This window comes from Streptomyces sp. NBC_00582 (genome assembly GCF_036345155.1).
Classification (GTDB): Bacteria; Actinomycetota; Actinomycetes; order Streptomycetales; family Streptomycetaceae; genus Streptomyces.
The window spans coordinates 10,699,003-10,721,294 of sequence record NZ_CP107772.1 but is presented as its reverse complement, the minus strand read 5'-3'; the positions used below and the strand labels follow the sequence as shown (position 1 = coordinate 10,721,294).

The window sequence follows — 22,292 nt, the reverse complement described above, 5'->3', positions numbered from 1 at the left end:
TGGGGATTGTCGGAGTTTGGCCGTCACACGGCCCGGTGCCGTGCTGCGAGCACCAGGCCGACGGCGAACGACAGTGCGACCGTGCCGGCCGTCGCCCAGGCCGCGGCGGTGCCGCCAACGAGCAGCGGGAAGTTGTCCACCACCAGGAGGGTCACCGCGAGCAGCCCGGACAGCGCGAGCGCGGGGGCGACGAGCGTGCGCCAACGGGAGAGGCCGCCTTCGCGCCGGGCGAAGTACACGATGACCGCGACGCTCGTGAGTGCCATGAGCAGCAGCAGCCCCAGGGTGGCCGCGCCCGACAGCCACGCGTAGATCTGGGTCACCGGATCGAGCCTGGCGACCGCGACGGCGACGAGAGCCACCGCGGTGACCGCGCTGTGCACGAGTGAGGAGTACGACGGCGCGTGGTGGCGGGGGTGGATCTCACCGAGCCGGACCGGCAGGACACGCTCGGTGCCGAGGGCGTACTGGTAGCGGGTGACGACGTTGTGGAAGGAGAGCACGCAGGCGAACAGGCTGGTCACCAGCAGCACTTGGACGATGTCGCCGAGGATGGGCAGGACGTAGTCCCCGGCGAGGGTGACGACGAGTCCCTCCGGGTCGGCGGTGGAGTCGGACACGATGTGTGTGACACCCGAGCCCATGGCGATCGCCCATGCGGACAGCGCGTAGAAGAGGCCGATGGAGATCACGGCAATGTAGGTGGCGCGGGGGATCGTGCGGTCCGGGTCCCGGGTCTCGTCGCGGAACACCGCGGTCGCCTCGAAGCCGATGAACCCGAAGAACGCGAACATCAGCCCGATGCCGGGACTTCCCTCGCTCACCGCCGCCGGTGCGAAGGGGCTCCAGGTAAGCGAGGAGTGACCGCCGCGCGCGAACACCGCCACGTCCAGGACCAGGATGACGGCGACCTCACCGATCAGCAGCAGCCCCAGTACCTTCGAGCTCAGCTCGATGTCGTGGTAGCCGAGCCAGGCCACGAGCAGCGCGGTCAGCGCCGTCCAGACCCACCAGGGCGTGTCGACGCCGAAGTAGTGGTGCAACGCGTTGGTCGTGGCGGCGCCGCAGTACGCGTACACCGAGATGGCCAGCACCGCGTAGGAGAACAGGGCCAGGGTCGCGGACCCGGTTCCGACGGTCCTGCCGAGTCCGGCGCGGATGTAGGTGTAGAAGGCGCCGGCGTTGTCGACGTAGCGGCTCATGGTCGTGAAACCGACGGAGAAGACGGTCAGGACGATGGCCGCGATCAGGTAGTGGGCCGGTACGCCGGTGCTCTGGCTGGTGGCGAAGACGAGGGGTACTGTGCCGCCGACCACGGTCAGCGGGGCCGCGGCCGCGACGACCATGAAGACCAACGAGCCTACGCCGAGCTTGCGTTGGAGTGCGGGTGTGGCCTCGGTGGCCACGGGAATCGGTTTGGTTCTGGATGTCATGGACGTACCTCCGAGTGGTCCGGCGCGCGGTTCGTTGAGGAGACGTGGAGTTCGGTGCGGTCGGCCCGGAAGAGGTCGTAGGAGAACTCCAGGGGCTCGCCGTGCTGGTCGTGGGACGTGCGCGTGATCGCCAGCAGTGGCTGGCCGACCGACACGTCGAGGTGGTGGGTGTGGTGGCTCTCGGCGAGCCGGACCCGGATGTGCTCGGAGACTTCGCAGGCGGTGACGCCGTAGGTGTCGCGGAACACCTGGGAGAGGGAGCCGGTCAGGTCCTGGTCGAGGAGCCCGGGGAAGCGCGCCGCCGACACGAACAGCCGCTCCCACGACAGCGGCACCCCGTCGGCGAGCCGCACCCGCTCGACCGCCACCGTCCGGGACCCGTCCGGCAGACCGAGCCCGGCACAGACCTCCGGATCGCCCCGCCGCAGCCCCGTGGACACGACCCGGGTCGCTTCGGCGAAGTGCTGGTGTCGCAGGAGCGCGGGGACGCTCACATCGACGCCCGGCTGTCGTGCCACCACCCGGTCGCGGCCGTGCGCGAGCCGACTCCAGCTGTAGACGGGCCAGTTGGGGTTGGGGCGCAGCGCGAAGGTCCCGCCGGCCTTCCCGCGGGTCCGACGTACCTCGCCCTCCGCCTCCAGCCAGGCCAGGGCCCGGCGGACGGACTCCCGGCTGGTGCCGAAGATCTCGGTCAGACGGCGCTCGGTGGGCAGCCGGCCGCCCATGCGCACCTCACCGCGCCGGATCATCGCCAGCACGCCCTCCGCGACCTTGCCGGCGGCCGGGCCGAGCGGGTCACGCCCGGTGCTCATGGCGTACGGCGGTGAGGTAGTCGTCGGCCAGGTAGCGGCGGGCCAGTCGCGCGGACTGCGCCGCGAAGGCCGGCCGGAGCGAGGCGGCGAAGGGCGTGTCCCCGCGCTTGTGCACCCAGGCGACCAGCATCAGCCGGCGCAGCATCACCAGGGCGGGCACCGCCCGTACGTCCTCCTCCCGCAGCGCCCGACGCGACTCGTAGCCCCGCAGCCACGAGGCCACCCACTGCGCCGCCCGCGGATCGTGCTCGACGAACGACAGAGAGCACGCCAGGTCGTAGAGGAACCAGCCGCTGCCGCAGTCGTCGAAGTCGATGAGCCGTACGGCGTCGGTGGCGACGAGCAGGTTGGCGGCGCGCAGGTCGCCGTGGATGAGACCGAAGACGGCCGGGCTCCTGCCGTACGCGTCGAGTTCTCGGGTGAGCTTCTCCTCGGCCCGTGCGAGCACCTCGGCGTCGCCAGGGGACACATCGGGGTTGTCCGACCAGCGGCCCCACAGCGAGGCCGCGCCGATCAGGTTGTCCAGGTCCCAGTCGGGCCGGACGAAGGTGGCGGGCCGTCGCCACCGCGACGCGTGCTCGTGCAGGGCGGCGGTCTCCCGGCCGACGACCTCCATCACGTCCGCGAAGTCCGTCGTGTCGGGCTCGGCGCCGGGTGCGAACTCGAAGAGCGCCGCGTGCTGGAGCACCCCGTCCGGACCGCGGAAGCTCGCCGCCGGCTCGCCCGCCGGAGTCGGTACCACCGCGGGTGTGGCGACCGCGCCGTCGGCCCGCAGTCGCTCGATCCACATCAGTTCGCTGCGGATCTGGGGGAGGGAGCGGAAGCCCGGCCGGTGCAGGCGCAGGACCAGCGGATCGGGGGTGTCGGTGAAGGTGCACAGATAGGTGGCGTTCTCCGAGAGGCTCAGCAGCCGGGCCTCGGCCAGCGCGCCGTCCCGGCCGTACGCGGTGAGCGCGGCGGTGATCTGCCCGTCCCAGGTGTCAGACATGGGTGGCCGCCACTTTCCGTACGGCGTCCCGCAGGCGGGTGAGGATCTCGGCGGTCTCCTGCTCGGTGAGCAGCAGGCCGGGCTTGAACTGCAGGACGGCAGGGTCGAGCGTGGAGAAGATCGCCCAGACGCCCTGCCGGTAGAGCTCGGCCATGATCGCCTTCGCGCCGACGGCACCGAACTCCAGGCCGATGACCAGTCCCTTCTGCCGGATCCCGGTGAGCGCGCGGGGCAGTTCGGCGCGCAGCCCCGCGAGGCCTTCGGTGACCTGGTCGATGCGTTGCCGGACGTTCTCGCGGGTCTCGGGCCGCTGCGTGATCTCCAGGACCTTGGCGGCCACGGCACAGCCGAGTTCGGCGCCTCCGAAGGTCGCCATGTGGGCGAAGCCGTCCCGCTCCAGCCACCCGCTCGCCACCGGGCCCAGAAGGGCGGCGCTGACCGGGTAGAGGCCGCCGCCGAGGCCCTTGCCGGTCACCAGGATGTCGGGGGTGACGCCTTCGCCGTACACGCCCCACAGCTCACCGGTCCTGCCGAGGCCGGTCTGGACCTCGTCCGCGATGTAGAGGGTGCCGGTGGCGTCGCACGCCTGCTTCACGCCGGCGAGATAGCCGGGCTCGGGCATCGGGAAGCCGTAGGTGGCCGGCACCGTCTCCATGATCACGGCGGCGGCGTCCTCACCGGCGAGCACGGCCGTCATCGCGTCGAGGTCGTTGAACGGCACCTGGACGAACTCGTCGGGGCTGTCCGACCGGAACAGCTGCGAGAACCGCGAATCGCCGGTGGCCACGGCCAGTCCCGTATGCCCGTGGTACGCCTTGACGACCGACACGACCTTCCGTCGGCCGGTGGCGTACCGGGCGCTCTTCAACGCGACGTCGACCGCTTCCCCGCCGCTGGACCCGAAGACGACCTTGTCCGCGCCCGGCGTCGCCTCGACGAGCCGTCGTGCCAGATGGGCGCGGCCCGGGGTGGGGAAGTGGTGGTTGCCGATGTCGAGGTGCCGGAGGGCGTGTGTGAGGGTGTCCACCAGTTCGGGGTTGCGATGCCCGAGGTTGTAGGTGCCACCGTTCAGATGGACGTCCATCACCTCGTGTCCGTCGACGTCGGTCAGGCGGTACCCGGATCGTTCCCCGACGACGAACGGAACGCCCTCGTCCTGCCAGAACGCCGTCTTGTCCGGGTTCCAGTACCGCCGCGCGTCGGCGAGGACCTCGGCCTTCGACGCGTACCCGTACATGGACAACTGCTCGATCCCCAATGCCCGGCCTCCTCGCACGCGGCTTTCCGTGAACGACTCCACGGTCGGCCGGGCATTTTGCGTCCTGGTGTGGTCGCTGGTTCGGACGCGTAACGCTTGAGGTCCGGTTGTGGTCCGGTGCCCGGGTACGGGCATCGCCGCGTGCGGCGGGTCACTGCCACCGCCCGGCGGATCGCGGGGTGGCGGGCGGGCAGTCCGGCCGCGGTCAGGGCGCCCCGACCCCGTAGCGCTCCCCGCACCCCGCCTCCCTCCCCTTTACCTCTTCTCTCCAGTGATCGGGGGGCCGGCAGGGGTGCTCCGTGGGGGATGTCAGACCCCCGACCACGCCGTTTCGAACGTGGTGACCCGTGGAAACAGTTTGGTTCACCCGTCGAGGGCCCCACAGGGAAGCGCGAGGCGGCCACGGAGCACAGCTACGCCTCCCCCTCCCCCGGCCGGCTCACCAGCCGGGTGCCGGTCGCTTCGTCGTCCAGGGTGATACGGACTCCGCCTTCGCCCCCGTGCGCGCCGATCCACCTCGCGGTCTTGTCCTGCGCGGTGACCAGCTCGTCCCACCAGCCCTCCAGCGTCGGCCGCCCGCCGACCCACCGGGTAACCCGGTACCGGCCTGCCACAGGCCGGCCGGCCGCCCAGTTCTCGCGGATCCCGGCGATCATGCAGTCCCGGCACTGGTCATGCCAGCGCCGCCCCAGGCCCGGAAGGACGACGACGCGCGTGGCGACCGCGAGCGCCCCGCAGGAGCAGCAGCGGCGCCGGCCCGGCGGGTCGGGGTCGATGCGGGCCAGCCAGTCGGCCCGCACCGGGTGGGCGGAGCGGGGTCCAGGGTGGCCGGGTCGACGCCGAGGAACGCGAGTCGCTCCAGGTCAGCGTGCATCGCGTCCTCCTCCCTGTGCTCTCCCCCTCGTCATGCCGGTGGGCAGCCTATCCCCTAGAATCGAACATGTGACCGATAGATTGCCGTCCCGGCTGGAGATGCTGCGCTTCGCCCGCCGCGTCGCCGAGCAGCAGCTCACCCAGATCGACCGGTGGATCCGGACGGAGGAACGGCGCGAAGCCGAGCGGCGGCACGGTCTCGCGGCCCGGCCCCCGGCGCCGGACTGGCTGATCGAGCGCGGCCTGTCCGGCGAGGAAGCGGTGTATGTGCACGCGGGAAACTGCTGGAACGGGGGGAAGCGTTCGAAGGGCGTCGACCGGATGACGGCCCTGCGCGCGCTCACCGAGGGCGTACCCGCCTGCCCGCAGTGCCGGCCGGACAGCATGCTCGGCTACCTGGAAGGGTGAGTCAGGCGCTGCGGGACTGGCGGGCGGTCGTCTTCTTCGCCGCGGTCTTCTTGGCCGGCGTCTTCGCGGTTGCCTTCTTGGCTGCGGCCTTCTTCCTCGGCTTCGACTCCTCGCCGCGGGCCGCCTTCGCCTTGGCCACGGACTCGTTCAGCGCGGCCATCAGATCGAGCACCTGGCTCGGCTCCTCCGGCTCCGGCGCCTCGGGCAGCTCACGGTCCTGCCGCTTCGCCTCGATGATCTGCGCCATGGCCTCGGTGTAGGCATCCCTGAACTCCGGGCCTTCCAGGTCCTCACGGGTCATCGTCTCCAGCAGCGCGATTGCGCCCTCGATCTCCTCCTCGGAGACCTCCACCCGCGGAGGCAGCAGCTCGGCAGGGTCGCGGATCTCGTCCGGCCAGCGCATGGCATGCAGCACGATCGCATCGCCGCGCACCCGCAACAGCCCCAGGCGCTCGCGGCCGGACCACGCATACTTCGCGATGGCGGTTGGAGTCCCTGATCGATTAGTTTCCGTAACTGCATGTGCCTCCAGGCGGCGGCCGAAGTACCACCGCCTGCTGGCGGCGAGGCGTTCGGCGAATGACCGTGTAGTTCAAGCCCGGCGACACCGCGCATGCGGTGGAGCAACTCGACTGGATGCGGGCGGTGTTCTTCGCCAACCGCCCAGACGACCCCGGCGGCGGTACACCTTCGGGCCGTGCCTGCGCGGCGTCGAAGCGGGCCGACCGCATCAGATGCCTGTGCGACGAGGCCGGCCGTGCCCTTGTCAGTGGTGGCGCGGGCGGGGCAGCAGGGCGAACGCGGTCTCCGCGATCGAGGTCAGGCGGTCGGGGCCGTGGCCGTACGCGCCTACGACATCGCTGCCGCGGATGACGGTCAGCACAAGGTAGGCGAGGTCGTCGGGGTCCGCGTCGGGGTCGATGTCGCCGTTGCGCTGCGCCGCTCGCACGCAGTCGGCCACCGCCGTCCGGACCACGGAGAAGCAGTCGTTGGCCAGGCGTTGCACCTCGGGATCGGAGCCGCCGACCTCCAGGGCCATCTTGGCGGCGAAGCAGGCCGCCGCCGCCCGGTCATCGGCGGGGGGTACGTCGGCGGCGAGCGGCACCCCGTGGACGGCGCGCAGCAAGTACGCGTGCAGTCGTTCCAGGGCGCCCTCATCCGGTCCGTCGAGCATCTTCCGCGGACCCTGCGCCAGCCGGGCGAAGTAGCCGGTCATCGCCTGCAGCAGCACGCCGTGCTTGCCGTCGAACGCGGCATAGAGGCTGCCGCGGCCCAGGCCGGTGGCGGCGCTGATGTCGTCGACGCTCGTGCCGTTGTAGCCCGAGGCGCGGAACTGCCGCTCAGCGGCATGCAGGACGTGGTCGGGGTCAAAGCTTCGTGGTCTCGCCATACAAAGACGGTAAAGCGGACCCACCCTTCTTGACAACCCAGTACAGAACCGCCTAGGTTTCCGACTGTTCAGTACACAACCTTTCTGAGCTCACCGGGACCGGCTTGGTCCGGGCTTGCAGAACCGGTGCGCGCACCGTGTCGGTCATGGCCACACAACCGAAGGAACCACCATGCAGACAGCTCCCCCAGTAGCCCTCGTGTCGGGCGCCTCCTCCGGGATCGGGCGGGCGGCAGCGCGCGCCCTCGTGGGTGCCGGCTTCGCGGTGGTCGGCACGAGCCGCAACGCGGCGAACGCCGAGCCGCTCCCCGGGGTGACGTTCCTCGATCTCGACGTGGCCGACGACGAGTCGGTCCGCTCCCTGGTCGAGGAGGTGATCGAGCGGTTCGGCCGAATCGACGTCCTGGTCAACAACGCCGGCGTGGGCGCGGTCGGCGCCGGCGAGGAGAGCTCGATCCACCAGGCCAAGGAGGTCTTCGACATCAACGTCTTCGGCGTGATGCGGATGACCAACGCAGTGCTGCCCCACATGCGCGCCCAGGGCAGTGGCCGCGTGGTCAACGTCTCCTCGGTCCTCGGTCTGATCCCAGCCCCCTTCATGGCCGTCTACGCCGCCACCAAGCACGCGGTCGAGGGCTACTCCGAGTCCGTCGACCACGAGCTTCGCGAGCACGGCGTCCGGGTGCTGCTGGTCGAGCCGGCCTACACCAGCACGAGTTTCGAGGCGAGCAGCATGGCGCCCGACGCGCCCCTGCCGATCTACGCCGCACAGCGGGAGATCTCCCGGGACGTGCTGGCCACGGCCGTGCGCAACGCCGACCACCCGGACGTCGTCGCGAAGGTGATCGTCGCGGCCGCCACCGATTCCAAGCCCAAGCTCCGCTACACCGCCGGCCCGATGGCCAGACGCGTCAGCGCCCTGCGCCGGATCGTGCCCTCGCGCGCCTTCGACCAACAGGTCCGCAAGCTCAACCGACTGGCCGGCTGACCCCGCAGTACACCCGGCGCCCGAGCAGACGCACATGTCCAGAACCAGAGACACAGAAGCCGGCATCAGCAAACTCTCGCCCGACCACTCTTGGAAACGGCTGACACCCATGGAGTTCGAACACGTCACGTTCGACCTGCCACACGGCACCTTCCACGCGCTGCAGGGTGGTGACCCCGATGGGCGACCGACGCTCGTCCTGCACGGCTTCCCGGACCATCCGCCGACCGCGAAGCCCTTCCTCGCCGAGCTCGGCCGCCGCGGACGTCACGTCCTCGCACCCTGGCTTCGCGGTTACGCGCCGTCCCCGACCGCGGGGCCGTTCGACTTCGCATCCCTCACCAGCGACGTGCTCGCGCTGATCGACCGCTGGTCTCCCGGGCGAGCCGTGGAGTTGGTCGGCCACGACTGGGGCGCCTTCATCACCTACGATGCCGTCGCCACCGCGCCGGAGCGGATCGAACGCGCGGTCACGCTCGCCATCCCCCACCCACGCACGTTCCTGAAGCTGCTGCGCCCCGCGCAGCTGCGCCGGAGCTGGCACATGGGGCTCTTTCAACTGCCGGGAACCGGCTGGCTGGCCGGCGCCCGCGATCTCGCCCTCATCGACCACCTCTGGCGTCAGTGGTCGCCCGGCCTCTCGCTCGATCCAGCTCTCCAGGCGGAGCTGCACAAGGACCTGCGGGCGAGCATGCCCGCGCCCCTGAAGTACTACCGGCAGATGATGCGACCCAGCATGCTCGGGGTGTTGCGCCGCACGTCTCAGCCGATCAAGGTACCCCTGCTGCAGCTCCACGGTGCCGACGACGGCGGCATCCTCCCCCCGCAGATCGACGACCGGCATCGGTTCGCCGCCCCGCACGCGCTGGAGATCGTCCCCGACGTCGGTCACTTCCTGCACGTCGAGGCCCCCGAGGCGATCGCGGAACGGATCGCGGCATGGGCCCAGTAGCGGATCACTCGACCCCCGCGGCGAGACCACCCGAATGGGCGTCGCGGGGCCGTCCGGCAGACCGAGGTCGACCGGCTGCCGGTCCTCGGGGCGCGGCACGTGGAGATCGGCCAGGGAGAGCAGTCCTGGACCACACTGGTGGACCCGCACGGCAACGAGTTCTGCCTGCTCGGCCCGCGGCGGAGCCGACCGGAGCGAAGCAGGGCGACGACCACACAATGTCTGAAAGGCGGCGCGGCACCGAGCCGGCGCCGACCGGTGATCCGATCACTCGAGGTGAGAGACGTATGGCACAGACCGCGGACGCTGCGCGGACCGTCATCATGACCGTGGACGACGACCCCGGGGTCTCCCGCGCCGTCGCCCGCGACCTGCGGCGGCGCTACGGCGCCTCGTACCGGATCGTGCGCGCGGAGTCCGGCGAGTCCGCGCTGGAGGCGCTGCGGGAACTGAAGCTGCGCGGCGACCTCGTGGCGGTGATCCTGGCCGACTACCGCATGCCGCAGATGAACGGCATCGAGTTCCTCGAACAGGCCCTGGACATCTATCCGGGCGCCCGGCGGGTGCTGCTGACCGCCTACGCGGACACCAACGCGGCAATCGACGCGATCAACGTCGTCGACCTCGACCACTACCTCCTCAAGCCATGGGACCCGCCCGAGGAGAAGCTCTACCCGGTCCTGGACGACCTGCTGGAGGCGTGGCGGTGCAGCGACTACAAGCCGGTGCCCGCCACCAAGGTGATCGGACACCGCTGGTCGGCCCGCTCGTCGGACGTACGGGAGTTCCTGGCCCGCAACCAGGTGCCGTACCGCTGGTACTCCACCGAGGAGCCCGAGGGGCAGCGGCTGCTGACCGCCGCAGGGCAGGACGGGCAGCGGCTGCCGGTGGTGATCACGGCGGAAGGTACGGCGCTCGTCGAGCCGGAGGTGCCGGAACTGGCCGCGCACGTGGGCCTGGCGACGACACCCACGGCCGACTTCTACGACCTGGTCGTCATCGGCGGCGGCCCGGCAGGGCTCGGTGCGGCGGTGTACGGGGCCTCGGAGGGGCTGCGTACGGTGCTCGTGGAGCGGTCGGCGACCGGCGGGCAGGCCGGACAGAGCTCGCGGATCGAGAACTACCTGGGCTTCCCCGACGGCGTCTCCGGCGGCCAGCTCACCGACCGGGCGCGACGCCAGGCCACCAAGTTCGGCGCCGAGATCCTCTCCGCGCGGGAGGTGACCGGTCTGGAGAGCAGCGGGGCGGCCCGGCTCGTACGGTTCGCGGACGGGTCGCAGATCGCGGCGCACAGCGTGATCCTGGCGACCGGTGTGTCGTACCGGAAGCTGGAGGCGCCGGGTGCCGACGAGTTGTCGGGCCGCGGGGTGTTCTACGGGTCCGCGCTCACCGAGGCCGCCGCCTGCCAGGGCCACGACGTGTACATCGTCGGCGGCGCCAACTCGGCCGGGCAGGCGGCGATGTACCTGGCCCGGGGCGCCAAGTCGGTCACTCTGCTGGTGCGCGGAGCGGACCTCACCGCGTCGATGTCGCACTATTTGATCCAGCAGATCGCCGAGTCGCCGAACATCTTTGTACGGGCCCACACGGTCGTCGAGGCCGCGCACGGCGACAACCACCTGGAACAGCTGACGTTGCGCGACACGACGAGCGGGCAGACCGAACTCGTCGACGCGCAATGGCTGTTCGTGTTCATCGGCGCGGCCCCGCTGACCGACTGGCTGGACGGCACGGTGTCGCGGGACGAGCGCGGGTTCATCCTCGCCGGGCCCGATCTGACCGCCGACGGGCGGCCACCGGCCAACTGGGAGCTGGACCGGCCGCCGTACCACCTGGAGACCGACATTCCCGGCGTGTTCGTCGCCGGGGACGCGCGCGCCGAGTCCGCGAAGCGGGTCGCGTCCGCCGTCGGAGAGGGAGCCATGGCCGTGATGCTCGTCCACCGGTATCTGGAGCAGTCATGAGCGGGCAACTGATGCCGTGCGCCCCCGAGGAGATCGGGTCGCTGTTCCTCTTCGAGAAGCTCAGTGCCGAGCAGCTCGACAGGCTGTGCAGCGCGGGACGGGTCGAACTGTTCGGCCCCGGACCTGTGTTCACCGAAGGTGACCCGGCGACCGACTTCTACGTGATGGTCGAGGGCACGCTCGTCATGTCGCGCCGGGTGGGCAGCGACGACATCGAGGTGAGCCGCACGTCCCAGCGAGGGGTGTACGCGGGGGCCGTGATGGCGTACCTCTGGGACGGGAAACCGCAGCGGTACATGAACTCGGTGCGGGTGTCGGAGCCGACGCGGTTCTTCGTGCTGCCCGCCGCATCGTTCGCGAACCTCGTCCACGAGTGGTTTCCGATGGCGGTCCATCTCCTGGAGGGGCTCGCCCTCGGTTCGCAGACCTTTCAGCGGGCCGTCGGGCAGCGCGAACGGCTGCTCGCGCTGGGCTCGCTGTCCGCAGGCCTCACCCATGAGCTCAACAACCCGGCCGCGGCGGCCGCACGAGCCACCTCGTCACTCAGGGACCGGGTCGCGCACATGCGCAACAAGCTCGGCGCCATCGCCTCGGGCCCCTACCACGGCGACGTCCTGAAGGCCCTGGTCGACCTCCAGGAGCGTACGGCCGAGCGGGTCTCCAAGGCGTCGGCACTGAGCCCGCTCGAGGCGTCCGACCGGGAGGACGAACTCGCCGACTGGCTGGACGACCACGGTGTCCCAAACGGCTGGCAGATCGCGCCGACCTTCGTGCAGGCCGGTCTCGACGTCGACTGGCTGGAGCAGGTCGCGGCGGCCATCGGCGAGCAGGAGATCCTGCCCAGTGCCATCGAGTGCCTCAACTACACGGTCGAGGCCGAGCTGTTGATGTCCGAGATCGAGGACTCCACCACCCGTATCTCGCACCTCGTCGACGCCGCCAAGCAGTACTCGCAGCTGGACCGCGCGCCCTACCAGGTCACGGATGTGCACGAACTCCTCGACAGCACGCTGATGATGCTGTCCGGGAAGATCGGGCAGCAGATCAAGGTGGTCAAGGAGTACGACCGGACCCTGCCGAGGATTCCGGCCTACCCGGCCGAGCTGAACCAGGTGTGGACGAACCTGATCGACAACGCGGTGCAGGCCATGAACAGTGTGGGCGGGGAGGGGACGTTGACCGTCCGGACCGCGCTGGAGCACGACCGGCTGCTGGTGGAGTTCCGGGACACCGGGCCCGGGGTGCCGGCGGACATCCGCGGGCGGATCTTCGACCCCTTCTTCACCACCAAACCGGTGGGCGAGGGCACCGGGCTCGGGCTCGACATCTCCTGGCGGATCGTCGTCAACAAGCACCACGGTGACCTGAAAGTCGAGTCCGTACCCGGCGACACCCGCTTCCAGGTGCTGCTCCCCCTCACCGCCATCGACACCGAGCCCGATACCGTCCCCGACCCGGCCCAGGAGCCCTCATGACCAAGGACACCGGAATCGACCCCGGCGTCCCGCCCAACGGGGCCGGGACGAGGGGCTGACCCGTCTCGCCGGTGTGCTGGTCCGGCCCCGTGTCCGCGAGGCCCGTGCCGTGCTCATCGCCGGGGACGCCGGGGTGTGCGCGGCGGGCCTGGACATCCCCGACGACGTCGGCATGAAACCCACGCACCACGCCGTCCACGTCGGCCCGGGTACACATCGCTGCGAAGGACACGGTGTTCCACGTCAGCGATCACTCCTCCTACAGGGACCCCGCACGAGGACGACGCTTGCGAGTTCCTGGCAACCCTCCTCGCCCCGTGGTGACGACAGCCCTGTACGAGATCGAGACCAGCGAAGCCGACTGCCGCGATTTGGGTTGCTGGTCGGCCCGTACCCGTTGCCTCGCCGCCGGGCTCAGAACCCGGGGAAAATCCTGCGCAGGTCGTCGAGGGTGACGGTGTCACCGGTGAGGGTCACGGAAGAGGGGGTGTGGGCGGGGGCGTGCCGACCGGCGACGAGTCGCAGCCACCACTCGGCGGGAGCCGTCAGCACGGCGTCGGCGTTCTCGGGTTCGCCGGTGAGCGCGACCGTCTCGCCGACCGAGAGACCGAAGGCGCGCTCGGGTGCGGTGGTGTGCACCGCGACGGCGACGGGGCGGTTCTCCAGGGCGTCCGCCTTGCCGATGAAGCCCAGCATCATGCCGGCCTGGTCGAGGAGCGGCCCGATCGCGGCGGACGCCAGGGTCGTCGACGGGTCGAAGGCCACCTCGACGTCCCACGAGTGGTGGGTGAGCTCACCGAGCCGGAGCCCCGCCGCGGTCGCGACGTCCACCGGCGCGGGCAGGAAGCCGAGGTCGATCCGGAGGTCGCTGCGGGCCCCCGCGTCGAGGCCCTCGTAGCGTTCGACCAGCGCCTGGTTGGCGGTGACGAAGCCTTCGGCGTGCTCGGCCGGGGTCATCGCGTCCCAGCGGGCCCACACCGACTTGTTGAAGTCGCCGTCGGGGGCACCCGTACCGCCCATCGCGCCCTCCAGTACGGCCAGGCCTATTTCGGCGCCGCTGCCCAGATGGCCGAGCACCTGGGAGACGTCCCACTCCGACGCGCCGGACGGGCGGGTGAGATCGGCCGTGGTGAGTCTGTGCACCACAGCGGCGAGGTGGTCGTGCCCGCTGCGCAGGGCGTCGATGATCCGGTCTGCGGCTTCAGTCATGTTCTTTTCCCCAATGAAGGCCCGTGAGCTCAGGATGGTTGTGTATTGAACAGCCGGAAACCTAGGCAGTTCTGTACTGAGTTGTCAAGAAGGACGGTCGGCTTTACCGCATAGGGCGAGGCCGCGAAGCTTTGACCGCGACCACGCCCTCCATGCCGCCGAGTGGCAGTTCCGCGCCTCGGGCTGTCATCCGCGGCATCGACGTCGTAGGCGCATACGGCCGCAGCCCCCGCCGCCCCGCCCCCGCCGCCACTGACAAGGACACGGTCGACCTCGTCACGCAGGCATCCGAGGCGGCCGGCCCATCTGGGCGCCACGCAGGCACGCTCGCACGCACACGGCCACCGCCGTCGCGACCGCGAAGGAAAGGTGAAGCCGGCCCACCACAGTTGACAGCTCGGTACAGAACCGCCTAGGTTTCCGACTGTTCAGTACACAACTGTCCTGGGCTCACTGGACAGGCTGCGTACACGTCTGGCGCCATCACCGTCCCGTCGCTCTACCTCCACGGGGCCGACGACAACTGCTTTTCCAGTGGAGTTGAGCGACAGCACGGACGACCTGTTCACGAACGGCTTCGAACGCATCGTCATACCCGGCGCGGGGCACTTCCAGCACCTCGAACAGCCCAAGACGGTCGCCGACCACATCCTCGGCTTCCTGAACAGCTGACCCCGCCAGCCACCCAGAACTCGAAGGACTGACCGAACCATGACTGACAAGGAAAGGCAGGAGGCCATGGCTGTGACGACTCCTTTCGTGGAAAAGCACCGCGGCACCGAGGCCATGCTGGCCGTCCTCGACGCGATGGACCAGATGCCGAGCGCCAGCCTGCTGCGGGCCCGCTCCTACGAGCTGCTGTCTCTTGTCCCGGGCTCGTCCGTCGTGGACGTCGGCTGCGGTGCCGGGCGGGCCGTCGCCGAGCTGGCCGAGCGTGGCGTCCACGCGGTGGGCGTGGATCCCGATCCGTGGATCCTGGCCGAGGCCCGGAAACGGTGGCCGGGGGCCGAGTTCCGGGAAGCGGGGGCGGAGGATCTGCCGTTCGCCGACGGAAGTGTGCGCGGCTACCGTGCCGACAAGGTCTTCCAATTCCTTCAGGAGCCGTGGCGCGCGGTGACGGAAGCGCGGCGCGTCCTCTGCCCGGGCGGCAGGATCGCCCTGGTCGGGCAGGACTGGGACGCCATCATGATCGACTCTGATGACGCGGCGCTCACCCGCACGATCGTGCACGCCCGCGCCGACCTCCTGGGCACCCCCCGCGCCGCCCGCCAGTACCGCAACCTGCTCCTGGACGGCGGCTTCAACGACGTCACCGTCGAGGTGCACACCAGCGTGTTCACCGATCCAGCGATGCTGTCATTGCCCACCATGCTCGCCGAGTCGGCCTGCACGATCGGTGCCGTCAGCCGTGACCAGGCCGATGAGTGGCTCGCCGAACAGCGCCGACGCGCCGAGGCCGACCGCTTCCTCATCGCCCTTCCGTACTTCGTGGCTGCCGCCTCCGCCTAGAGAGCAGATGGAGCACAGGCTGCGGGGATCCGCTTGACCGGGGAACGGTGACCACGCCTGTCAGGCGCTCGTGGCCGATGTGGGTTTCCTTGGCCGGCCGGGGGTGACCCCCTTCCGTGCGAGACGCCTGGTCATGAGGGTTGGGCAGCGACGACATCGAGGTGAGCCGCACGTCCCAGCCAGGGGTGTACGCGGGGGCCGTGATGGCGTACCTCTGGGACGGGAAACCGCAGCGGTACATGAACTCGGTACGGGTGCCCGAGCCGACACGGTTCTTCGTCCTGCCCGCCGCATCGTTCGCGAACCTCATGCACGATTGGTTTCCGATGGCGGTCCACCTCCTGGAGGGGCTCGCCCTCGGTTCGCAGACCTTTTTCAGCGGGCCGTCGCGCAGCGCGAACGGCTGCTCGCGCTGGCTCGTCAGGACTTCTCTGTGCCGCAGAACCTGGGCGCCGTTAACGAGCGGCGAACCAGGTGACATGCAACTCCTGAGGAAGGTTCGGAGCCGGATCTTCCCCGGCGGAGTCGTCGTGGCCCTCGTCCTCGCGGGGATCGGGGTAGCGGCCGAACGGCTCGACCCGGTCAGAGCCTTCGGCTCCGAGTGCCCCGGGGCCCTTCGTACGGTGCGGCGGCAGCGGGATCATGCGTCCTCCCCCTGCTGTCGGGCCTGCGCGATCAGCGCGGCCACGACGTCGTCCGACTGGTCATCGGTCTGTTCAACGACCGCGCCCATCGCGTTGGGGTGCCGCCCGTGACCTGCTGCTGGAGGCGTTTCATCAGGTCGGGGTCGGTGTTGCTGCCGGACCCGGTGAGGTCCACCCGGGTCGGCCGGCGCGGGGCGATGACCTCGGGCGTGGCCGGTGCCGTTCTTCTCGGCTTCGGCGAGCGTGCAAGACCGACCCGCCGTATTTGACAGCTCAGTACAGAACCGCATAGGTTTCTGACTGTTCAGTCCACAACGGTCCCGAGCTCACCGGAAGGGCTGCGTGCACGCCTGGCGCGATCGAGGGCAACCCATGCCTTTGAACTCCTCCGCGCCGCCCCGCGTCGCGACGCCTTCCGGGCCGGCAAGGCCCGGTCTGATCCTCGCGATGCTGGCGACGGCAAGTTTCACCGCCGTACGGGATCTGTACATCACGAACGTCCCAAGCGAACCGGAGGCGGACTCTCCACTGGGTGCACAGCCACCGTCGTGACCGCTCACCGGCACTGACCCCGGCTTCAGACAGCCGTACTCGCCACTTGGTCCGGGCTTGCCGGACCGCGACGCCGCGAAGGCGGCTAGGAGGTTGAACTCATGACACAGGCGACCCAGCGACCGCCCTTTGGCGAGGACTCCCCGGCCGGGGGGTCCCAGGCGACCGACCGCGTCCGTCGTCGGACGGTTCAGGCAGGCGGACTGGAGGTTCCGATCCTCGAGGCCGGCAGCGGGCCGCTCGTGGTGCTCCTCCACGGGTTTCCCGACCACGCCGCCAGCTGGACAGGGACCCTCGACCGCCTCGCCCAGGAAGGGTACTGGGCGGTCGCGCCCGCACAGCGCGGATACTGGCCCGGCGGCGCGGCCCCCGACGGCTCCTACCGCATTGCCTCGACCGGTCAGGACGTCCTGACCCTGATCGAAGCGCTCGGGCGCGAGCAGGCGGATCTCATCGGCCACGACTTCGGCGCCGCGGCGGCGTACGCGGCAGCGAGCCTCGACGCCAGACGGGTCCGCAAGCTGGTCACCATGGCGGTTCCCCATGGCCGTCAACTGCTGAACGCACTGGTCGCCGACGGTGACCAGCAGCGACGCAGCTGGTACATGTTCTTCTTCCAGACCGCCATGGCGGAGGCGGCCGTCGAGCGCGACGACTTCGCCTTCATCGACCGGCTGTGGCGGGAATGGTCACCCGGTTACGAGCTGCCGGACGCGGAGCGCGCCGCGCTCAAGGAAACCCTGGGTGCTCCAGGAGTCCTGACCGAGATCCTCGGCTACTACCGCCAGTTGTTCACGCCCCCCGCGGACGAGGCGGCCCAAGCCCTGCAAGCCCGGGCCTTCGGCACCATCACCGTCCCGTCGCTCTACCTCCACGGCGCCGACGACAACTGCATGACCGTGGAGTTGAGCGACGGCATGGACGACCTGTTCACGAACGGCTTCGAACGCGTCGTCATACCCGGCGCAGGGCACTTCCTGCACCTCGAACAGCCCAAGACGGTCGCCGACCACATCCTCGGCTTCCTGAACCGCTGACCCCCTCCAACCACCCAGAACTCGAAGGACTGACCGAACCATGAACGACAAGGAAACGCAGGAGACCACGGCTGTGGCCACTCCCGCAGACGCGAGCGACGCACTGGCCGAGGGGACCGTCGACGCGGTGGTGATCGGCGGGGGCGCCGCGGGGCTGAACGGTGCACTGATCCTCGCCCGCTCCCGCCGCTCGGTCGTCGTGATCGACAGCGGCTCCCCGCGCAACGCACCCGCCGAGGCCGTGCACGGCCTCCTCGCCCTGGACGGCACCCCGCCGTCCGAGATCCTTCGACGGGGCCGGGAGCAGGTGCGCCAGTACGGCGGACGCGTCATCCACGGCCAGGTGGTCTCGGCCGGGCCCGCCGCCCCCTCGGCGGACGGGGACCTGCGCTTCACCGTCACCCTGGCCGACGGCCGCCACCTCACCGCCCGCCGCATCCTGGTCGCCACCGGCGTGAAGGACGTACTCCCGGAGGTGCCCGGGCTCGCCCAGCACTGGGGACACAGTGTGGTGCACTGCCCGTACTGCCACGGCTGGGAGGTACGCGACGAACCCATCGGCGTCCTCGCCACCGGCCCCGCTTCCATCGGCCCCGCACTGTTGTTCCGCCAGCTGACCGAGGACCTCACCTACTTCACCAACGAAACCGACCTCGACGAGGACACCCGCACCCGCTTCGCCGCCCGCGGCATCCGCGTCATCGACACCCCGGTCACCGAGATCGTCAACGACGAGGACGGTGCCCTCGCCGGGGTGCGCCTGGCCGACGGCCAGTTCGTGGCCCGCCGCGTCCTCGGGGTCGTCCCGCAGATGCAGGCCCGCACAAAGGGCCTGGAAGGCCTGAACCTGCCGATACAGGACCTGCCCACGGGCCGCACTTTCGCCTCCGGCACAGACGGCACCACCGAGGTGCCGGGTGTGTGGGTGGCCGGCAACGTCACCGATCCGGTCGCCCAGGTCGGGGCCTCCGCAGCAGCCGGCGCACTCGCCGGCATCGACATCAACAAGAAACTGGCCGTCGCGGACACCGACGCGGCCCTCCAGAAGATCACCGCGTAAAGCCCCACAGCGGCCACCCGATGATCTCGAAGCCCTGAGATCTCAGCCCGTCACCCACTCGCCTCACCTTCATCGGTGAGGAGACCAATCAGTTTCCCCGTCTGGAAGCTGATCAGTTTCCAGACGGTTCTCAGTCATGCCCGCAAGCAAGCAGCACGAGCGCCGCGCCGAGGTCAACGCCCCCCTTGACGGCTTCCTCGCCCGCCTCGACGACTTCACATCCCCAGCTTCATGAACGGCCGACCCACCCCCACCAGATGAAGGACACGACAATGTCGGAGCGCAATCCCGTGGACAAGAACACGACATCGCGACAGCGGGCCCTGGTGGTCGGCCTCGGGATCAGCGGGATCGCCTCCGCACTGCGACTGCATCGCGCGGGCTGGGACGTGGTGGTGCTGGAGAAGGCCCCCGAGCGGCGCCGCGGCGGCTACTTCATCGCCCTGTTCGGGACCGGGCTCGCCGCCGCCGAACGGCTGGGCTTCGCCGATGCGGTGCCGAATCGCTTCGCTCCGGAAGGCGTGAGCTACGCCGTCGACCGAACGGGCCGGCGCCGCCCCGGTGTGAGCTACGCCGATGTGTTCGGCGGGTCTCGCATGGTACTGCGGGGCGACATCGAAGAAGCGGCCTTCACCGCCCTGCCCGACGAGGTCGAGATCCGGTACTCGACCGTGCCGACCGCGCTGGACCAGTACCTCGACGGGGTGGACGTCGAGATCCGCGACCTGACGACGGAGACGACGACTGTCGAGCGGTTCGACCTGGTGGTCGGGGCAGACGGACTGCGCTCGACGGTGCGCCGACTCGCGTTCGAGCCCGAGCAGAGCCCGATCCGTCGGCTGAACTACATGATCGCCGTGTACAGACTGCCCGAGCCGATACCCGGCTACCGCCCGCAGGACGGGCTGAGCATGATCGAGGCGGGCCGATCGGTGTGGGTGTTCTCGTTCGCCGACCGTCCGCCGTCGGTGATGTTCTCCTACCGCACCGACGACGTGGACGCCGAGTTCACCCGGCCGGCCATCGACTCGCTGCGCGCCGCCTACGGCCCCCAGCCCACCGGCTCCACGCTCGGTTGGCTGCTCGACCAGTTCGAGAAGGCCCCGGACCACCTGTTCGACTCCGCCGAGCAGGTGCACCTCGACCACTGGCACCGCGGCCGAGTCGTGCTCGTCGGCGACGCCGCGTGGTGCCTGACCGTCTACTCCGCCATGGGGGCATCCACCGGCCTCGCCGGGGCGGACCTGCTCGGCACCATGCTGGAACGCCACCCCCACGACGTGCCACGAGCACTGCAGGACTGGGAGGACCACCTGCGCCCGTTCATCGAACACCACCTCGGCAGCGCTGTGGGCCAGCGCAGTTTCTTCACCCCAGGCAACCGCGCCGAGTTGCTGCTTCGGTCCGTGATGCTCCGCCTCGCCCGGCTGCCGATCGCCGGCCGGCTGCTCGCCAGGACGAGGACCAACAATGCGCGGATGAAAGGCCTGGATATCGCCGCCGCTGCAGCGTGAGTGGACCTCCTTGCATACGAGCGGGAGAGCGAGGTCGCCTGGGCCCGCAACTTCGTCGAACGAATGCGCGGCCAGCTCGACGTCGCTGAAGTCGACCTCCTTCAGCAGCGGATCGAATGCGGCGCGTTGCTGCTAGCCAAGCCTGTGACCACCGAGAAACGCAGACTCGACATCCCGGGCATCGTCGTGGTCGGCGAGGGTCGACCTGCCGTACTTGACAACCCAGTACAGAACCGCCTAGGTTTCTGACTGTTCAGTACACAACGGTCCTGGGCTCACCGGACAGGCTGCGTCACGCCTGGCGCGATTGAGGGCAACCCATGCCTTTGGTCTGGGCCTGCCGGTGCAGGACCTGCCGGTGAGCCGCGGTTTCGCCTCCGCCTGGCCGGCACCACCGAGGTGCCGGGCGGGTGGGTGGCAGGCAACGTCACCGATCCGGTCGCCCAGGTCGGGGGCCTTCGCAGCGGCCGGCGCACTGGCCGGCGCCGACATCAACAGCAGCTTGGCCACCGCGGACACCGACGCGGCCCTCCAGCAGATCGCTGAGGCAAGCCCCGCAGCGGCCACCCGATGATCTCGAAGCCCTGAGATCTCAGTTTCCAGGCGGCATCAGTCATGCCCACCAAGCAAGGGAAGAAAATGAGTACCAGCATCGACCGCGGGGCGCCCGCCTCCAAAAAGACAGACTCGGGCCTTCGCGGCTCCCATGCCGTGCGCTGGTGGGTGCTGGCCGTCATCGGCCTGGCACAGCTCATGGTCATGCTCGATGCGACCGTCGTGAACATCGCGCTGCCCGAGGCCCAGCAGGACCTCGGCTTCAGCGACGGCAGCCGGCAGTGGGTCATCACGGGGTACGCGCTGGCGTTCGGCAGCCTGCTGCTGCTCGGCGGCCGACTCGGTGACCTGCTGGGCCGGCGTACCCTCTTCGTGATCGGCTTGGCAGGTTTCGGGGCCGCATCCGTTCTCGGCGGCGCGGCCGGCAGCTTCGAGATCCTCGTCGCGGCACGCGTGGCCCAGGGCCTCTTCGCCGCGCTGCTCGCGCCCGCGGCCCTCTCGCTGCTCAGCGTGACCTTCACCGAACCGTCCGAAAGGGCGAAGGCCTTCGGCATCTTCAGTGCGCTGGGCGGTGCGGGCGGCGCGGTCGGGCTGCTGGTCGGCGGCATGCTCACCGAATGGGCGTCGTGGCGGTGGGTGATGTACGTGAACGTCGTCTTCGCGGTCCCCGCCCTGATCGGTGCCTTGCTGCTGCTGGCCAAGCCCGTGATCACCCAGAAGCCCAGACTCGACATCCCGGGCATCGTCGTGGTGAGCGCCGCGCTGTTCGCCGTCGTCTACGGGTTCGCGCACGTCGAGTCCACCAGCTGGACCGACCCGGTCGCCCTCGGCTCCATGATCGTCGGCGCGGTGCTGCTCGCGGTGTTCGTCCGGCTGGAGACCCGGGTCGCGCATCCGCTGCTGCCGCTGCGGGTCGTGCTGGACCGGACCCGCGGTGGTTCGTTCGCGGCGGTGTTCGTCATCGGCATGGGGATGTTCTCGATCTTCCTGTTCCTGACCTACTACTTCGCGGCCAGCCTGGGCTACTCGCCGATCAAGACCGGGCTGGTGTACCTGCCGATGGTCGCGGCCGTCGTCGTTTCGTCGACCACCATGCCGGTGCTGGTGCTGCCCAGGGTCGGCCCGAAGATCGTGATCACCGCCGGCTTCCTGGTCGCCGCAGCCGGTATGGCCCTGCTGACCCGGATCGGGTTGGACAGCACCTACGCCGCCCACATCATGCCCGGCATGATCCTGATGGGTCTCGGCCTCGGCACGGTAATGACCACCGCGTTCCAGGGGGCGACCTCAGGCCTGCACCACGAGGACTCGGGCGTCGCCTCGGCACTGATCAACACCGGTCAGCAGGTGGGCGGCTCGATCAGCACCGCGCTGCTGACCACCATCGCCTCGTCGGCCGCGACCGACTACCTGACTTCGCACAAGCCCAGCGCGCTGGCCGCGGCACAGGCCGGCGTCGAGGGCTACACGGCCACCCTCGCGTGGGGCTCCGGGTTCTTCGTGGTCGGCGCGGTGATCGCGGCGCTCCTGATCCCGAACCGGGCACTGGAGCCGTCCGAGGGGGAGCCCGTGATGGCCCACTGAGCCTGGCCCCACCCCCACAGATGCCCTGCCACCTGCGATGACTGCTGTCCTCAGGACACGAATCAGCGCAGGAAAGCAGGGCATCTC

Annotated in this window: 22 protein-coding genes and 2 pseudogenes; 15 read left to right on the top strand and 9 right to left on the bottom strand. The window is 69.9% G+C overall.

Features of this window, described 5'->3' with window-relative positions; all coding sequences use genetic code 11:
• Positions 1 to 23: 23 nt before the first annotated feature.
• From OG852_RS48770 to OG852_RS48750, 5 genes are all read right to left on the bottom strand, one after another.
• The gene (locus OG852_RS48770; RefSeq protein WP_330346761.1) at positions 24 to 1,433 is read right to left on the bottom strand and encodes an APC family permease; all 1,410 of its coding nucleotides are present in this window, start codon (positions 1,431 to 1,433) and stop codon (positions 24 to 26) included.
• Positions 1,430 to 2,245 (bottom strand): GntR family transcriptional regulator, encoded by an 816-nt coding sequence (locus OG852_RS48765; RefSeq protein ID WP_133917871.1) that lies wholly within the window; start codon positions 2,243 to 2,245, stop codon positions 1,430 to 1,432. Before OG852_RS48765 ends, OG852_RS48770 begins: the two co-directional genes overlap by 4 nt.
• Positions 2,229 to 3,233 carry a phosphotransferase enzyme family protein gene (locus OG852_RS48760; RefSeq protein WP_330346762.1) on the bottom strand — a complete coding sequence of 335 codons (1,005 nt, stop codon included), beginning with the start codon at positions 3,231 to 3,233 and terminating at the stop codon, positions 2,229 to 2,231. The genes OG852_RS48765 and OG852_RS48760 overlap by 17 nt, the downstream gene beginning before the upstream one ends.
• Positions 3,226 to 4,491, bottom strand: coding sequence for a class-III pyridoxal-phosphate-dependent aminotransferase (locus OG852_RS48755; protein WP_330346763.1), 1,266 nt, complete (start codon positions 4,489 to 4,491; stop codon positions 3,226 to 3,228). The genes OG852_RS48760 and OG852_RS48755 overlap by 8 nt, the downstream gene beginning before the upstream one ends.
• 413 nt (positions 4,492 to 4,904) lie before the next feature.
• Positions 4,905 to 5,291 (bottom strand): hypothetical protein, encoded by a 387-nt coding sequence (locus tag OG852_RS48750; RefSeq protein ID WP_330346764.1) that lies wholly within the window; start codon positions 5,289 to 5,291, stop codon positions 4,905 to 4,907.
• Between the two features lie 142 nt (positions 5,292 to 5,433).
• Here OG852_RS48750 and OG852_RS48745 point away from each other — a divergent pair, with 142 nt between their 5' ends.
• Positions 5,434 to 5,772, top strand: a complete 339-nt coding sequence (locus OG852_RS48745; protein WP_133917874.1) for a DUF6233 domain-containing protein — start codon at positions 5,434 to 5,436, stop codon at positions 5,770 to 5,772.
• Position 5,773: 1 nt separating this feature from the next.
• Here the strand turns inward: OG852_RS48745 and OG852_RS48740 are convergent, their stop codons facing one another.
• Positions 5,774 to 6,253 (bottom strand): hypothetical protein, encoded by a 480-nt coding sequence (locus OG852_RS48740; protein ID WP_330351635.1) that lies wholly within the window; start codon positions 6,251 to 6,253, stop codon positions 5,774 to 5,776.
• A gap of 285 nt (positions 6,254 to 6,538) precedes the next feature.
• Positions 6,539 to 7,162 carry a TetR/AcrR family transcriptional regulator gene (locus tag OG852_RS48735; RefSeq protein ID WP_330346765.1) on the bottom strand — a complete coding sequence of 208 codons (624 nt, stop codon included), beginning with the start codon at positions 7,160 to 7,162 and terminating at the stop codon, positions 6,539 to 6,541.
• Positions 7,163 to 7,334: 172 nt separating this feature from the next.
• On the opposite strand from OG852_RS48735, the gene OG852_RS48730 reads away from it, so the two are divergent.
• From OG852_RS48730 to OG852_RS48710, 5 genes are read left to right on the top strand one after another with little or no spacing between them, the layout of a single operon-like run.
• Positions 7,335 to 8,150, top strand: a complete 816-nt coding sequence (locus OG852_RS48730; protein ID WP_133917876.1) for an oxidoreductase — start codon at positions 7,335 to 7,337, stop codon at positions 8,148 to 8,150.
• 34 nt (positions 8,151 to 8,184) lie between these two features.
• Positions 8,185 to 9,102 carry an alpha/beta fold hydrolase gene (locus OG852_RS48725; RefSeq protein ID WP_208117400.1) on the top strand — a complete coding sequence of 306 codons (918 nt, stop codon included), beginning with the start codon at positions 8,185 to 8,187 and terminating at the stop codon, positions 9,100 to 9,102.
• A gap of 3 nt (positions 9,103 to 9,105) precedes the next feature.
• Positions 9,106 to 9,429 carry a VOC family protein gene (locus OG852_RS51165; RefSeq protein WP_166663809.1) on the top strand — a complete coding sequence of 108 codons (324 nt, stop codon included), beginning with the start codon at positions 9,106 to 9,108 and terminating at the stop codon, positions 9,427 to 9,429.
• Positions 9,390 to 11,066 (top strand): FAD-dependent oxidoreductase, encoded by a 1,677-nt coding sequence (locus OG852_RS48715; protein WP_133917877.1) that lies wholly within the window; start codon positions 9,390 to 9,392, stop codon positions 11,064 to 11,066. The genes OG852_RS51165 and OG852_RS48715 overlap by 40 nt, the downstream gene beginning before the upstream one ends.
• A complete protein-coding gene (locus OG852_RS48710; RefSeq protein ID WP_330346766.1) occupies positions 11,063 to 12,541 on the top strand; it encodes an ATP-binding protein in 1,479 nt (492 codons plus the stop codon). The genes OG852_RS48715 and OG852_RS48710 overlap by 4 nt, the downstream gene beginning before the upstream one ends.
• Positions 12,542 to 12,955: 414 nt before the next feature.
• Here OG852_RS48710 and OG852_RS48705 read toward each other — a convergent pair whose 3' ends face one another.
• Entirely contained in the window at positions 12,956 to 13,750 is a 795-nt protein-coding gene (locus tag OG852_RS48705; RefSeq protein ID WP_330346767.1) for a maleylpyruvate isomerase family mycothiol-dependent enzyme, read from the bottom strand.
• Between the two features lie 540 nt (positions 13,751 to 14,290).
• Here OG852_RS48705 and OG852_RS48700 point away from each other — a divergent pair.
• The 3 genes and pseudogenes from OG852_RS48700 to OG852_RS48690 all read left to right on the top strand — a co-directional run.
• Positions 14,291 to 14,422, top strand: a complete 132-nt coding sequence (locus tag OG852_RS48700) for an alpha/beta fold hydrolase (protein WP_133917880.1) — start codon at positions 14,291 to 14,293, stop codon at positions 14,420 to 14,422.
• 114 nt (positions 14,423 to 14,536) lie between these two features.
• A complete protein-coding gene (locus tag OG852_RS48695; protein ID WP_330351365.1) occupies positions 14,537 to 15,259 on the top strand; it encodes a methyltransferase domain-containing protein in 723 nt (240 codons plus the stop codon).
• 140 nt (positions 15,260 to 15,399) lie between these two features.
• Positions 15,400 to 15,674, top strand: a pseudogene (locus OG852_RS48690) (histidine kinase); the annotation flags it as partial.
• A 40-nt stretch (positions 15,675 to 15,714) separates the two neighbouring features.
• Here OG852_RS48690 and OG852_RS48685 read toward each other — a convergent pair.
• The gene (locus OG852_RS48685; RefSeq protein WP_330351636.1) at positions 15,715 to 15,903 is read right to left on the bottom strand and encodes a hypothetical protein; all 189 of its coding nucleotides are present in this window, start codon (positions 15,901 to 15,903) and stop codon (positions 15,715 to 15,717) included.
• 653 nt (positions 15,904 to 16,556) lie between these two features.
• Between OG852_RS48685 and OG852_RS48680 the strand changes: the two genes are divergently transcribed.
• From OG852_RS48680 to OG852_RS48655, 6 genes and pseudogenes are all read left to right on the top strand, one after another.
• On the top strand, positions 16,557 to 17,492 hold the full coding sequence (locus OG852_RS48680; RefSeq protein WP_133917881.1) for an alpha/beta fold hydrolase: 936 nt from the start codon (positions 16,557 to 16,559) through the stop codon (positions 17,490 to 17,492).
• A gap of 40 nt (positions 17,493 to 17,532) precedes the next feature.
• Positions 17,533 to 18,552, top strand: a complete 1,020-nt coding sequence (locus tag OG852_RS48675; RefSeq protein ID WP_330346768.1) for an NAD(P)/FAD-dependent oxidoreductase — start codon at positions 17,533 to 17,535, stop codon at positions 18,550 to 18,552.
• A 257-nt stretch (positions 18,553 to 18,809) separates the two neighbouring features.
• Positions 18,810 to 20,066, top strand: a complete 1,257-nt coding sequence (locus OG852_RS48670) for an FAD-dependent monooxygenase (RefSeq protein WP_330346769.1) — start codon at positions 18,810 to 18,812, stop codon at positions 20,064 to 20,066.
• Complete coding sequence (locus OG852_RS48665; protein WP_330346770.1) at positions 20,067 to 20,315, top strand: hypothetical protein; 249 nt, start codon at positions 20,067 to 20,069, stop codon at positions 20,313 to 20,315.
• Positions 20,316 to 20,382: 67 nt separating this feature from the next.
• Positions 20,383 to 20,640, top strand: a pseudogene (locus OG852_RS48660) (NAD(P)/FAD-dependent oxidoreductase); the annotation flags it as partial.
• A 65-nt stretch (positions 20,641 to 20,705) separates the two neighbouring features.
• Entirely contained in the window at positions 20,706 to 22,205 is a 1,500-nt protein-coding gene (locus OG852_RS48655; RefSeq protein WP_330346771.1) for an MFS transporter, read from the top strand.
• The last annotated feature ends 87 nt before the right edge of the window (positions 22,206 to 22,292 follow it).

Coding starts and splice junctions, on each gene's coding strand:
- OG852_RS48770 (WP_330346761.1), bottom strand. CDS start 1,433: ATGACATCCAGAACCAAACCGATTCCCGTGGCCACCGAGGCCACACCC.
- OG852_RS48765 (WP_133917871.1), bottom strand. CDS start 2,245: ATGAGCACCGGGCGTGACCCGCTCGGCCCGGCCGCCGGCAAGGTCGCG.
- OG852_RS48760 (WP_330346762.1), bottom strand. CDS start 3,233: ATGTCTGACACCTGGGACGGGCAGATCACCGCCGCGCTCACCGCGTAC.
- OG852_RS48735 (WP_330346765.1), bottom strand. CDS start 7,162: ATGGCGAGACCACGAAGCTTTGACCCCGACCACGTCCTGCATGCCGCT.
- OG852_RS48730 (WP_133917876.1), top strand. CDS start 7,335: ATGCAGACAGCTCCCCCAGTAGCCCTCGTGTCGGGCGCCTCCTCCGGG.
- OG852_RS48725 (WP_208117400.1), top strand. CDS start 8,185: ATGTCCAGAACCAGAGACACAGAAGCCGGCATCAGCAAACTCTCGCCC.
- OG852_RS48715 (WP_133917877.1), top strand. CDS start 9,390: ATGGCACAGACCGCGGACGCTGCGCGGACCGTCATCATGACCGTGGAC.
- OG852_RS48710 (WP_330346766.1), top strand. CDS start 11,063: ATGAGCGGGCAACTGATGCCGTGCGCCCCCGAGGAGATCGGGTCGCTG.
- OG852_RS48705 (WP_330346767.1), bottom strand. CDS start 13,750: ATGACTGAAGCCGCAGACCGGATCATCGACGCCCTGCGCAGCGGGCAC.
- OG852_RS48695 (WP_330351365.1), top strand. CDS start 14,537: ATGCTGGCCGTCCTCGACGCGATGGACCAGATGCCGAGCGCCAGCCTG.
- OG852_RS48685 (WP_330351636.1), bottom strand. CDS start 15,903: ATGATCCCGCTGCCGCCGCACCGTACGAAGGGCCCCGGGGCACTCGGA.
- OG852_RS48680 (WP_133917881.1), top strand. CDS start 16,557: ATGACACAGGCGACCCAGCGACCGCCCTTTGGCGAGGACTCCCCGGCC.
- OG852_RS48675 (WP_330346768.1), top strand. CDS start 17,533: ATGAACGACAAGGAAACGCAGGAGACCACGGCTGTGGCCACTCCCGCA.
- OG852_RS48670 (WP_330346769.1), top strand. CDS start 18,810: ATGAAGGACACGACAATGTCGGAGCGCAATCCCGTGGACAAGAACACG.
- OG852_RS48655 (WP_330346771.1), top strand. CDS start 20,706: ATGAGTACCAGCATCGACCGCGGGGCGCCCGCCTCCAAAAAGACAGAC.